Annotated in this window: 10 protein-coding genes; 5 read left to right on the top strand and 5 right to left on the bottom strand. The window is 47.6% G+C overall.

What is annotated here, in order from left to right; all coding sequences use genetic code 11:
• Window positions 1–288: 288 nt before the first annotated feature.
• Window positions 289–2,370: a heterodisulfide reductase-related iron-sulfur binding cluster gene (locus LEP1GSC061_RS05750; RefSeq protein ID WP_016544798.1), complete on the top strand. Its 2,082-nt coding sequence runs from the start codon at window positions 289–291 to the stop codon at window positions 2,368–2,370.
• An 803-nt stretch (window positions 2,371–3,173) separates the two neighbouring features.
• Here the strand turns inward: LEP1GSC061_RS05750 and LEP1GSC061_RS05745 are convergent.
• Window positions 3,174–3,518, bottom strand: coding sequence for a DUF4180 domain-containing protein (locus LEP1GSC061_RS05745; RefSeq protein WP_040508089.1), 345 nt, complete (start codon window positions 3,516–3,518; stop codon window positions 3,174–3,176).
• A gap of 84 nt (window positions 3,519–3,602) precedes the next feature.
• A complete protein-coding gene (locus LEP1GSC061_RS05740) occupies window positions 3,603–5,231 on the bottom strand; it encodes a peptide chain release factor 3 (RefSeq protein ID WP_016544463.1) in 1,629 nt (542 codons plus the stop codon).
• A gap of 293 nt (window positions 5,232–5,524) precedes the next feature.
• Between LEP1GSC061_RS05740 and LEP1GSC061_RS05735 the strand changes: the two genes are divergently transcribed.
• The 3 genes from LEP1GSC061_RS05735 to LEP1GSC061_RS05725 all read left to right on the top strand — a co-directional run bounded on the left by LEP1GSC061_RS05735 (window position 5,525) and on the right by LEP1GSC061_RS05725 (window position 8,250).
• Window positions 5,525–6,460, top strand: a complete 936-nt coding sequence (locus tag LEP1GSC061_RS05735; RefSeq protein WP_016544220.1) for an ornithine carbamoyltransferase — start codon at window positions 5,525–5,527, stop codon at window positions 6,458–6,460.
• Window positions 6,461–6,559: 99 nt separating this feature from the next.
• A complete protein-coding gene (locus tag LEP1GSC061_RS05730; RefSeq protein ID WP_016544875.1) occupies window positions 6,560–7,549 on the top strand; it encodes an HpcH/HpaI aldolase/citrate lyase family protein in 990 nt (329 codons plus the stop codon).
• Between the two features lie 89 nt (window positions 7,550–7,638).
• Entirely contained in the window at window positions 7,639–8,250 is a 612-nt protein-coding gene (locus LEP1GSC061_RS05725; RefSeq protein WP_016544937.1) for a hypothetical protein, read from the top strand.
• A 5-nt stretch (window positions 8,251–8,255) separates the two neighbouring features.
• On the opposite strand, the gene LEP1GSC061_RS05720 is transcribed toward LEP1GSC061_RS05725, so the two are convergent.
• Both LEP1GSC061_RS05720 and LEP1GSC061_RS05715 read right to left on the bottom strand, forming a co-directional pair.
• On the bottom strand, window positions 8,256–8,696 hold the full coding sequence (locus LEP1GSC061_RS05720) for an LIC11177 family protein (RefSeq protein ID WP_016544727.1): 441 nt from the start codon (window positions 8,694–8,696) through the stop codon (window positions 8,256–8,258).
• Between the two features lie 148 nt (window positions 8,697–8,844).
• Window positions 8,845–9,858, bottom strand: a complete 1,014-nt coding sequence (locus tag LEP1GSC061_RS05715) for a rhomboid family intramembrane serine protease (RefSeq protein WP_016544818.1) — start codon at window positions 9,856–9,858, stop codon at window positions 8,845–8,847.
• A 161-nt stretch (window positions 9,859–10,019) separates the two neighbouring features.
• On the opposite strand from LEP1GSC061_RS05715, the gene mtnA reads away from it, so the two are divergent.
• A complete protein-coding gene (mtnA, locus tag LEP1GSC061_RS05710; RefSeq protein ID WP_016544640.1) occupies window positions 10,020–11,108 on the top strand; it encodes an S-methyl-5-thioribose-1-phosphate isomerase in 1,089 nt (362 codons plus the stop codon).
• Here mtnA and LEP1GSC061_RS05705 read toward each other — a convergent pair.
• Window positions 11,092–12,582 carry a DUF342 domain-containing protein gene (locus LEP1GSC061_RS05705; protein WP_040508088.1) on the bottom strand — a complete coding sequence of 497 codons (1,491 nt, stop codon included), beginning with the start codon at window positions 12,580–12,582 and terminating at the stop codon, window positions 11,092–11,094. The genes mtnA and LEP1GSC061_RS05705 overlap by 17 nt on opposite strands.
• Window positions 12,583–12,670: the final 88 nt, after the last annotated feature.

The following is a 12,670-nucleotide window of genomic DNA, read 5'->3' as shown; positions in this document are numbered from 1 at the left end:
GTTAAAAGGTCGGGTCCTAATACTTCAAGATTTTCTATTTTGCCAAAAATGCACGTTCTTTTTAGATTCGGTTCTTCTTTATTGCGACAGAGTCGCAGCTTTCCTCGATACAATTTTCCCTTCGGGAGAATCACTCGGAATACACTCTGGAGAATCCGCAAGGAATCGCAGGGGCCTGTCCCAAGTAGCGAAGCGTATCGAGGGGCTAGTATTTTCCTGGACAGGCTGGTTCCTCCTGGTAGCGTGCTACGAAAGACCATTCAAATACAAAGGGTAACCTGAAAAACTATGGCCATTTCCAAAATCGCCTTCCATTTGATCTTTACGGTACTATTCGCAGTCGCGAATTTCGTATTCGTTCGCGCGGTATTATATCGCCTTAAACTGGTTTTCAACGCTCGTAAAGCTCAAGGAACGGAAGACTTCCGGGAACATCCGAACTGGGGCTTCCGAATCAAGAGCTTTGTTGTAAACGTAATTCTTCAAAAGAAAAACTTTAAAGAACCGTTACGTGGAATCATGCACGCATTCATCTTCTACGGATTCGTGACTTACCTTCTGCATACCACGAGCCAGTTCATCTCCGGAGTTTTCGGATACGGGATGGAAGACCCTTATAAGTTTACCCTGGTCGGAGCCGTTCTGGGAGAAACCGCTAACTATGTTTACGAGTATGCTCTCCAGTTCGTTTCCATTCTCGTTCTAGTAGGTCTCTCCTTCTTCGCATGGAGACGTTGGATCCAAAAAGCGAAAGGCTTGGACGTTCATTCTCCGGCTTCCGCTATCGTAATCGGAATGATTTCCCTGCTGATGCTCTCCACCCTATTGGGAGAAGGTGCCAAAGCCGTAGGAGCTGCTTACGCCGATCCTTATCACGGAGCCGCACCTATTGCCGATGCGATCGGTTGGGTATGGCAATCCATTGGAGTGGAATATTCTTCCGCAGACTTAGTAGTCCAGATCATGTGGTGGCTGCATATTCTTTCCGTATTTGCATTCATGCTATACGTGCCTACTTCCAAGCACGCGCACTTAATCTTCGCACCTTTCAACTATTTCCTACAATCCGATACTCCTAAAGGAGCGCTTTCTAAACTCAATCTGGAAGACGAGACAGCGGTTTGGGGGGTCACTCGTGCGGAAGATTTCCCTTGGCCGAACCTACTCGACGGACTTTCTTGTATCGAGTGCGGACGTTGCCAAGTGCAATGCCCTGCGAATCGGACCGGTAAGGTATTGAATCCAAAAGCGATCATAGTGGATCTCAAGCACGCTCTTATGGACAAGATGCCGGAAGTTGTGAAAACCCGTGAAGCCAATCCGGAAGGAGCAGCAGATGCGGTCGCAGCACTCGACACTGCAGTCATCGGGAAATACGAAGGACTATCCGAAGAAGCTCTTTGGGGTTGTACCACTTGCTACGCTTGTGTAGAAGCCTGCCCTGTAGGAAACAACCAAGTCAACGCGATCATGGAGATGCGTAGACACTTGGTTCTTGTAGAATCCAGTTTCCCTGCGGAACTACAAGGCGCGTTCGTAAACATGGAAAACAACTCCAATCCTTGGGGAGTCGCGGCGCACTCCAGAGCGGATTGGGCGGAAGGATTGGGAGTCAAGACTCTGGCCGAAGATTCCAATGTGGACGTTCTTTACTGGGTGGGATGTGCAGGAGCTTACGACGATCGTAACAAACGCATCGCTCAATCTTTCGTAAAGATCCTACAAAAAGCGGACGTGAAATTCGGAATCCTGGGAACCGAAGAAGGTTGCTCCGGAGACTCCGCAAGACGCGGCGGTAACGAGTATCTTTACCAGACATTAGCTCAAGCGAATGTGGATACGATGAACGGATACAATGTGAAAAAGATCGTAACCGCTTGCCCACACTGCTATAACACGATTAAAAACGAGTATCCTCAATTCGGAGGAAACTTCGAAGTGATCCACCACTCCGAGTTCATCAACGATCTCGCGAAAGAAGGCAAGATCGAAGTGGGAGTCGCAGAAGATGCGAACGCAGGCAAGTTCACTTATCACGATTCCTGCTACATAGGACGTTATAACGACAATTACGAGAATCCGAGAGACCTGGTTAAAAAGGTATCCGGAGGCAAATTGTCCGAGCCGTCTGACCACCACAGCAAAGGACTCTGCTGCGGAGCAGGTGGAGCTCAGATGTGGATGGAAGAGCATGGAGAGAGGGTCAACGTCAAGAGATCCAATCAGCTACTCGAGACCGGAGCGACCACGATCGCAACCGCTTGTCCTTTCTGTATCACTATGATCACTGACGGGGTAAAACAAGAAGGAAAGATCGAAGAAGTGAAGGTGAAAGATATCGCCGAGTTAGTTGCGGAAAACTTAAAGTAAAAGAATACCGTAATAGACTCCTTCGAAAATCGAAGCAAAAGGCCTCCTCAAAAAGGAGGCCTTTTTGTTTTTGGAACCGGAAGAGAATCCGGCGGTTTACTCGAAATCCTAATTCCATTTTACAATGCTGCTTTACACGCCCTCAGGCCGCAGAGAGACCCCTTCCCCGCTTTAAGATCCTTTCAAATTATTGCGGAATGGAAATTCTATTCCTCCGTCTTGTAAAAAGCGCGCCCCCTCCCAGGTTCGGGTGGTGGAGGCGGGCTCAGCGGGAGAATGCCGGGATTTGCTCTATCAGAAATTGCTCAATTCGTCGCCTGAGATTCTGAATTCAGGTGGAATTCTCATTCCAAGTGCATGTTACAGGTCCAAACGATGGTTTTCGGAGCAGCCTCCGACTTCTATATTCTTCCGGGTCCTGAAAAGCCAATTACCCTACAAATAGAATCGAATCCACGATCTCTCAGGGCAAAAAAATAGCGGAATGTCTCCATCCCGCCCTGAATCATCTGGTGCAAATACAATATATACGACGATGCGGATTCGTCCGGCAACACCGGAAATTAATTATTTTCACAAAATAAACCTTCGGAGCGGGAACCTAACAACGTTAGAATATCCCTTAAGGGCGAATGAGATCTTTCTTTCTCATTGATCGGGCCGCCTCCTCGCATACGCTCGGACCGGGCTGCTACGCGTTCGGGCATTCGCCCTCATCCCTTCGCCGGAATTTCTTAGACAATATAACCGAGTTTTTGAAAAGCGAAGGGACAAGCGCTCCGCATCCCTGGCGGGAAGTATGCCTACTTCAAAAGAGAAATTCCCTCTTCGATCGAAGAGGTAAATACGAACTTGCCTTGCTTGTTCGATTCGTATACGAAATCCTTCCAGGACTTGCTATCCGAATTTTCGAAATCACCCAAGACGACCATTCTTCTTCCGTAATTGACAATTTTCTGGAGAATTTCTCCCGCAAATTTTGTTTTAAGATCGTAGAAATTCTCCGGAAGATCCTCTTTATGAAGAACGATGGTATCCGTAGGAGAACTAAAAAGAAGATCCAAAAAGTCGGAGGCAGACTCGATTTTACCTTCGAGTTCGCATCGCGCAAGTTCGCCTTTTTCCGTTTGCACGATTTCAAATTTCATACTTTTTGCAATTGAGCCGACTACGCGCAAAGAGCGTCGGCTCTTAGAGGACAAATAGGATATTCGGCTTCTAAGAGGCTCGTTTTAATATTCCTGCTGATTCAATTCCGAAACATCCTGGGTAGGATAATCCAATAAACGGATCTCCGGATTCTTCTTCTGGAAATAACCCTTTTCCCATTCCGAATCGAACAGAAGCGCCGCTCTACCTAGGCTATCCGTAACTAAATTGGATCCCGGAGGAACCTTAGGAATATCCTCTTCCGGTAACCAGCAAGAGACTTGGTAAGGAAGGATATTGATATTCGAAGGAGCGCCATATTCGTCTTGGAGTCTTCTTCTGAAAACTTCGAATTGCAATTGCCCCATGGCCCCGATCACCGGAAGTCCACCTCCGATAACCTGGGAAGTGAATAGATGCAAAATTCCTTCTTCTGCGAGTTGTTCGATTCCTTTTCTAAAACTCTTGAGCGCTCCCGTCTCCACACAGGAGAGGGTCGCAAAAATCTCCGGAGCGAATACCGGCAGAGGCTTAAGATCCGGAACCTTACCGCTCGCAAGCACGTCTCCGATGGAATACGTGCCGGGATTCACAAGCCCGATGATATCTCCCGGATATGCCTCATCCACCGTGTTCCTATCCTGACCGAAGAATGCAAAAGAAGAGGAAAGCTTCACTTGCTTCCCTAACCTTCCGTGGTTAACGTTCAGTCCTCTCTCGAATTTTCCGGAGCATACTCTTAGAAATGCGATACGGTCCCTATGAGCCTTATTCATGTTTGCCTGCACTTTGAATACGAACCCGCTGAAAGGAGTAGTGATCGGATCCAATCTCTCCCCATCTCTCAAAGGGAAATACAAAGGAGGAGGTGCGATCTCCAAGAAATGATCCAGGAAGAGCTGGATTCCGAAATTATTGACAGCGGATCCGAAGAACACGGGAGTAATTTTAGACTCCAAGAAAGCGTCTAAGGTAAAACTTCCGATCCCGTCTTCCACAAGCTCCACTTCTTCCCGAAATTGCTTGAGTACCCAATCTTCGAACATGGAGTCCAAACTGGAATCGTCGACTCCCGAACTTTGGAAGGCGGATTTTTGGGACCCTCCCGGAGTCTTATCGTAAGTATAAATCTTCTTGTCCAGACGATTGTATACTCCGCTGAAATCCACTCCGGTTCCGATCGGCCACACCATAGGAATAGCGGTGATTCCCAAAACCTTCTCTATTTCGTCCAACAACTCGAAAAGCTGTTTGGTGGGACGGTCCATCTTGTTCACGAATGTAACGATGGGAATTCCTCGGTCCCTACATACCTTGAAGAGTTTGATAGTCTGAGGCTCCACCCCTTTACCCGCGTCGAGTACCATCACCGCTGTGTCCGCCGCGATAAGGGTACGATACGTATCCTCGGAGAAGTCTTCGTGGCCGGGAGTATCCAAAAGATTTAATACATGATTGCGATATTCGAATTGGAGAGCCGCGGAAGTAATGGAAATCCCCTTTTCCTTTTCCATCTCCATCCAGTCGGAGGTGGCGGCCTTCCTATTCTTACGGGCCTTAACTGCTCCGGCCAATTGGATCGCGCCTCCGTAGAGCAGCAATTTTTCGGTGAGGGTCGTCTTTCCCGCGTCCGGGTGAGCGATAATGGCGAAGGTCCTCCTACGTTTCGTTTCTTCTTCGATGGACTTTGGGCCTAGGGCTGTTTCGGACACTGTTTGCCTCTCTTAAGGAAACGTTTTTTAAGGAAGGGACCTTGTCAGCACGAAAACCCGGGATAAATATTCACGGTTTCGTATTGCTTCGGTAAAGCCTTCGTAACCGTTCGGATATACTTTATACGCCTCTTGTCCCTTCCCTAGGGCAATATAACTTGCTTTTTTCCCCGGAAAACACTTCAGGAGGGAGTTCCTGCTCCCTCCTATTTTTCCCACTTCTTCCTAACCGGTTTTTCAGATTGTCGAATCCATACGGGATGATTTTATCGACTAGAATCCGGAACATGATCATGAATAGTCCCCAAATCAAACATCTTATCTCTTGGAACGATTGGGCCGACGCGGAAATATTGGACCTCCTGCAATTTGCGGTCCACGTGAAAAACCACCGCGCCAATTATCTGGGACATATGACCGGACGTACCCTGGCCATGCTTTTCCAAAAAACCAGTACGAGAACCAGGGTTTCCTTTGAAGTCGCCATGACCGAAATGGGGGGCCATGCCATTTATCTGGACTGGATGTCCTCCAATTTCCAACTCTCCGACATCGATCTAGAGGCGGAATATCTTTCCAGAAACGTATCCGTCATCATGGCTCGGATGAGAAAGAACGAGGACCTTCTTCAATTGAAATCCGGCTCCCAGGTCCCCGTAATCAACGGTTGTGATAATATGTTCCATCCCTGTCAATCTCTGGCGGATGTTCTTACCATCGCCCAAGACAATCCGAAAAAACCCTTACATGAGGTAAAGCTTACCTATATCGGAGTTCACAATAACGTTGTGAACGCACTCATAGGGATCACCTCCGCTCTGGGTATGGAGCTTACCCTCCTCACTCCTATCGCGGAGAAGGAAAATATAGACTCGGAGGCGGTAGAAAGAGCCAAGAAGAAGGGAACCCTAAAATGGGCGACGGATCTTATCCCTGCGGTCAAGAATGCGGACTATATCTATACCGATACTTGGGTGGATATGGAATTCTTCAATGATCCCGCCTTCGCCGACAAGAAGAAGGCTCGTCTGGAACTCATGATGCCTTTCCAAATCAACGAGGCTCTCTTGAAGGAGACAAAGGCAAAAGTGATGCACGATATGCCCATTCATTCCGGTTACGAGATCACGAGAGAAGTGGTGAGAAGTCCCCGTTCCATTATCTTCCAACAGGCTGAGAATCGCCTAGACGCGCAGAAAGCGGTGATCTTACAGCTCTTAGAGGCCTAGGACCTAAGCTCCAAAAATCCGTTGCCGGGAAGGCCTTTCCCGAAAACCCTGTTCCCAGAAAGGCCGGACGGCCATTAAATCGGAAACAAAGGTACTTGTATGTCCAAACTTCCCCATCCTAAGGATGCCTTATTCGAAGGAGAGAAACCCTTCCCCATTATTCCCGCCTGCGAGCACTTCGCCGGATCCGAAAAACTGATCACCAAAGCCCTGGAACACCAAAATAAACTGGGCGGACTCTTCGACATCACTATGGACTGCGAAGACGGTGCCCAAACCGGTAAGGAAAAAGAACACGCGGAGATGATCGTCCGTATCCAGAATTCCGAGCTGAACAAGCACAATATGAGCGGAGTTAGGATCCACGACTATACCAACGCATATTGGAAACAAGACGTAGATATTATCGTTCCGGGTGCGGGAAACAAGATCGCATACATCACGATTCCTAAACCTACCAAAGCTTCCCAAGTGGAAGAAATGATCACCTATATCCAAGGTGTGGCTAAAAAAGCCGGAATCACTCGCGAAATCCCAATCCACGTCCTCATCGAAACTCACGGAGCACTGGCAGAAGTCGAAAAAATCGCCGCTCTTCCTTGGATGCAAGTCGTGGACTTCGGTCTCATGGACTTCATCTCCGGACACCACGGAGCGATTCCCGCTTCTTGCATGAAAAGCCCGGGACAATTCGACCACGAATTATTGAGAAGAGCTAAAGCGACCGTAGTTGCGGCAGCTCTCGCTCACGGAGTCATCCCGGCTCATAACGTCACCCTGGACCTCAAAAACCAATACCAAACCTACAAAGACGCAAAACGCGCTCACGACGAGTTCGGATTCCTTCGTATGTGGTCCATCTACCCCACTCAAATCCAAGCGATCCTGGACGCAATGGCTCCGGATTACAGCGAAGTCCAAACTTCCGCTGCGATTCTGATCAAAGCGCAAGACGCAGAATGGGGTCCTATCCAGCACGACGGAGATCTGCACGACAGAGCAACCTACCGTTATTTCTGGGAAGTTCTTCAAAAAGCAAAGCTTACCGGAATCGCAATTTCGGAAGAAGCTACCAAAAGATTCTTCTAATCTTTTCCATTCGCTTAAAAAGGATAAAGCCGCGAGAGATCGCGGCTTTTTTTGTCCCTCTTCTCGTTCCGAAAGATAAAGAGATATAGATGCGCAAATTCCTAAAATTCCTCCTATTCCTATTCTGCCTATTCGCATTGTTTCTTCTATTCTTAGGAATTTCTCTCATAGCTCTCGCAATAGATACCTATGCGTATTGGTTCGTCCCTATTCTTTTCGCCTCAGTACTTCTTTATTATAAAAAACGAATCCCTTTCGGGTTCGGACCAGGTATTTTATATAGCTTCCTATTCGGAATTCTCATCTTTTCCATCTTGATTCTTGCCTTTGCAAGACTCTGGGAGGCCGGTTTCGACGACGGACCGTTCCGAGGAAAAAAGATATCATTGGAAGGCGTTAGCTTTACCCAGAATGAAAGCGTTCCTTTCCGCGAGGGAGAATTGGCCGTTTTAGAATCGGATCCGATCTCCGGACCGATCCTCGCCTATAGAAAAAGGGAAAAGATCGAGTGGGCATATCTCTTGGAAACGGAAAACCAAATGCCTGGAACAAGAATTTGGAAAATTTCGAATCTATCCTTGGAGAACGGAATCTTTAGAGATCGTATCCATTTCACAGGAACCTGGACTCACGGTGCGGAGAGAGGACTCGCTTTCGTCTGGAAATTCGGAGGGTTGGATTATTTCTATCTGAGCTGGTAAGAATTCTACTTATTGAACTTATCGTTCAACTTTCCGATCAATTCGAGTAGACTGCGCTCCAGATAATCCCAGCCCTTTTTATTCATGGGTTCCAAAGGCATTTTCTTCTGTAATTGTTTGAACCTGTCAAAGGACTCTCGCGCGAAATCCAGAAACCTTCTGGGAGTGATTCCCAAACGATCGAATTGAGCCTCGTTCTTATTGAAGAGCTCGCCGACCTTGTCTCTGTATTCGCCTTCTAAGAAATAATAACGTAAATCGGACATGGACTCGTCCATGGCCTTATAGATCTTTGATCCCGGCCCGTCGTCCTTCTTGGAATCGGATCCATCGCCTTTATCCGAACCCACGATACGAGCTGCGTTCTCCTTTTCTTTGAGTGCGACTTTCTGCAATTTTTCCCTCTTTAGAATGTCGGGAAGAACCGTTTTCTTTTTATCCGCCAAGGTGATTGGAATCCTAATGGAGTCTTTGGTTCGAGATCTCGAACGATAACAATCCTATCCATCCGTGAAATTTATGTCCAGAAATTTCCGGCATTCTCTCGTTCTGTTTAGGTAGACGCTCGGAAACGGGAAAAGATTACCGAATATTTTAGGTGTTCGAAATACTACCCCGTAATTTCCGAAGCTCGCAGTTCTGCAACCATTCGCATCGCAAACAAAACATATCCTGGGGATTGTAATCGTGAGGAGGACATAGATTTGCGTCTTTTGACTGCATAGGTAAAAGTATCTTTTCCTTCTCTTCCTGCCCGGAGAGGCCGTGCAGCCTGCTCAGTAACTCGCGGTTTTTACGGATCTGGGCCTCGAAAGGATCTTCGGTCGGATCTTTCTCCTTCGGATTCTCCCTTTTGTGCGTTTTGCGCTGTATGAAAAGAGGAGGCTTATCCTCTCCCCAAAACTTACGGATTCCTAAAAGAGCAATCCATCCGAAAACGGCTCCGCCTAAATGGCCGGAATTGCTCATCATACCGAAGAAGCTTTGGACATTGGCTCCGCTCTTATGAAATTGTAATAACGAATATCCGTCGAAGGAAAATCCTACCGCCACCAAAAGCCAAGGAGCGTATTTCGCTCTCACCGGAGGAAAAGCGAACTGAGCGTCCGGAAATAGGATGCTAAATGCTGCCAGAACTCCGAATACCGCCCCACTGGCTCCAATCGTAGAAGAATGGTAACTGTCCCAAATGGAGTACGCAGGTACAAGACCCGACTGTATTCCGATATAAGAAAAGCTGAGAACGAAAAGTCCCCCTCCCAACTGGGAGAGAAGATAAATGGCCAAAAACTTGGCCGCACCGATATAGCGACAGACCCAAAAACCGACGGTATAGAGTCCGAACATATTCATACCGATATGCAAAAGGGAAGAAAACAAATCCTCCCCCACGGCATGCAAAAATCCGTACGTGAAAACCTGCCAGTACATTCCCTTCTCTAAAACCAAACTAGGGTTCAGACCGAAATAGTATGTGAGTATCCCTTTGCCGCCTTCCAACATGAGTAGAACCCAAACTAGAATATTGGTGAAAAGGATCAGATTGAGAGGGTGAACGATCGAGAATCCGAAAAGCTTCGGACCTGCGGCCGGATTTCTCTTTGCCATTATGTAAGGTTTAAAGGAACTAGTAAGATAGTCAAGTAGGCAAACCCGGGGCCGATCAGCCCCGGTCGACCCCATCCCCAGGGAGTTGGTGGATGATTTCAATCACAGTTTAATAATCGAAAATTGACCGGGTCCCCTTTAGCCCTCCGGGAGGAAAAACGATGAAAAAAGAAAATTTGCGACCCATGTTTTGGGAAGGAAAAACTCTGCGTTTGCTCGACCAGAGACAAATTCCCGGCAAAAAAGAATGGTTCCTAGCGAAAGGAGCCGAGGACGCAATTTTCGCCATCCGAGAAATGGTGGTAAGAGGAGCGCCTGCAATCGCGATCACCGGATTATTCGGGGCCGTTTTAGAGCATAAAAGCAGAGCCGATAAGCCCAGCTATTCCGAAATACGATCCGTTCATCAAAGAATCATAGAATCCCGTCCTACCGCCGTAAATCTCAGAAAGGCCTTCGAAGAATTTTCCGAAAAATTCCCCGAGTCAAAATATGAGTCCCTCTCTTATGCAAACTTCCTACAGGAAGCGGAAGAATTCGCAGTCTCCGTTTACGAAGAAGACATACGCAATAATACCGCGCTCGCGGAGAACGGACTCTCCCTCTTCCCGGACGCATCCAAAAAAATACAAATCATCACCCATTGCAATACGGGAGCCTTGGCCACGGCCGGACACGGAACCGCACTAGGAGTCATCCGCTCCCTAAAAAATGCGGGAAGAGATCTAACCGTATTTGCGGACGAGACCCGACCCTATTTGCAAGGTGCGAGACTTACCGCTTGGGAACTCATGGAAGAAGGAATAGATAGTTATCTAATCACGGATAGCATGGCTGGTTGGCTTATGGCCACGAAAAAGATCGATGCGGTCGTCGTGGGAGTGGACAGAGTCGCAGCTAACGGAGATTCGGCGAATAAGATAGGAACCTATCCTTTGGCGATAGTCGCAAAATACCACGGAGTCCCATTCTATATTGCAGCGACTGAGAAAAGCTTCGATTTTAGGATTCCAAGCGGAGCCCATATTCCGATTGAAATGAGAACTCCTGACGAGGTTACAAGACTGAACTTTTTGAAAAAGGAGGACGGAAGTCCTATCTTAGGAGAAGGTGTGATCGCTCCCGTAGGAGTACAGGCCTTGAATCCTTCCTTCGACGTTACTCCCGCCGAACTGATCACGGCATTTATCACGGAAAAAGGAATCGTTCCTCCGGACAAGATCCGGGAGAAATTCACTTCTGGGGTTTGATAGCCACCATAACGGCCTTGTCTTGGCCGGGCTGGAAACGCATCATGAAGGCGGACTGGAATTTTTCCACTTTTTCCACCTGCCTTCTATATTTGATAATGCTTCCTTTAAAGGCGCCTTTTCTTACAACGAGTTGCACTTCCCCGGCATTGAAACGGGAGGACTTTAATACCTCTATCTTCTGCTTTGCAAGCTCGATATATTTATTCTTTTGGTTGTATTCCTCGAAGACTTTTCTATAGCCTTCCTTCTTATCTTCTGGAATCTGTCCCCTGGACCTTTGGACCATCTGCTTGATCTGTTGGACCTTGGGAAGAATCTTCTCCATATCCTTCTCTGCGACTTGTAGACGCTTGGTCAATTCTTCGAAGGCTCTTTCGTTTCTAAAATGAAAACCTAATTCTACGGTTACGTCCAGTTCCGCCTGAGACCCCAGGGTTGCACAGGTAAGCCCCATGAAGGTGGAGACGGTGGAAGAAACCAAGTTTCCGCTGGAGCCGTTTAGGATAACGTTTCCGAGAGAATGTATCTTGGAATTCAGAATGAACCCCTCGACCACGACGTCTCCGTCGACTTCGATCTCGGCGTTCTCGATGAATTTAGCGTAGAGATGTCCGCCTACCTTGATCGTAGTCTTTCCGTCTCCCTTGATCCCACCGCTGACTTCCAAGTCCCTTCCTATGGTCAGATCCGAAGTCTCGACGTTTCCTTTCACCATCAGGTTTCCGTTCGTCTTGATGGCGGTTGCGGCTTCCACGTCTCCCTTGACTAAAACGTTTCCGTCATAATTGATATTTCCTGTTCCGAGACCTACGTTGGAATCGATCTGCAATTCTTGGGCGACCGTCACGGATGTCTCGGTGGAGAAAACAGCCCCGTTACAAGTAGCGAAGTATTCGATAAGGGGTTTTCCGTCCAGGACCACTCCCTTCTCTTGCACGTTCTTACCGACGGTAAGCTTGGGTCTTTTGATGGGAGGGGGAGCGATAGGTTTACCGAATACGTCTACTCCCGGCTTGCCTGGGATTCCTTCGAATAAGGTCGCGAGTTTATCTCCGCCTTTTACGTAGATATACCTTTCTATATTTCTATAATCTGCATGTCCGTCCTCCCCGATCTTTACCCTTTGGGCCTGGGGATGATAGAATTTCAACCAACCGTCCTCTCCTTTTACTGGAGGAAAGCCTTGGGCCACGGGAGCGGACAACGGAGAGAAGTCCATTTTGGACGTGGCGGTTTGGAGTTGCTTGAGAGCCTTATAGATATTGTCGCCAAGGATCCTTTCCTGGGAAATATCCTTATTATGCAAATATTCTAAAATGATACTCGTGGATAAGGCACGGCCTTTGATCATACCCGGACGAATCGTCAAATCAGCCGATAAACCGTCAGAGGCGATCTTAAGAGAAAATACGCTTTCCCAACTTGTTTCCTGATCTGAAACACCTGGAGTTTGTTCTGTACTCACAACCATACTACCTAGCTAACAATCCAGTCCAACCTTCCTCCGCTTTTTTTTTGGATGCGGAACAAAGGCCAAAATTTGGGGAATAAAATATTTC

Origin of the sequence: Leptospira wolffii serovar Khorat str. Khorat-H2 (assembly GCF_000306115.2) — a bacterium.
Lineage (GTDB): Bacteria > Spirochaetota > Leptospiria > Leptospirales > Leptospiraceae > Leptospira_B > Leptospira_B wolffii.
This window is presented reverse-complemented; position numbering and strand designations above follow the sequence as displayed.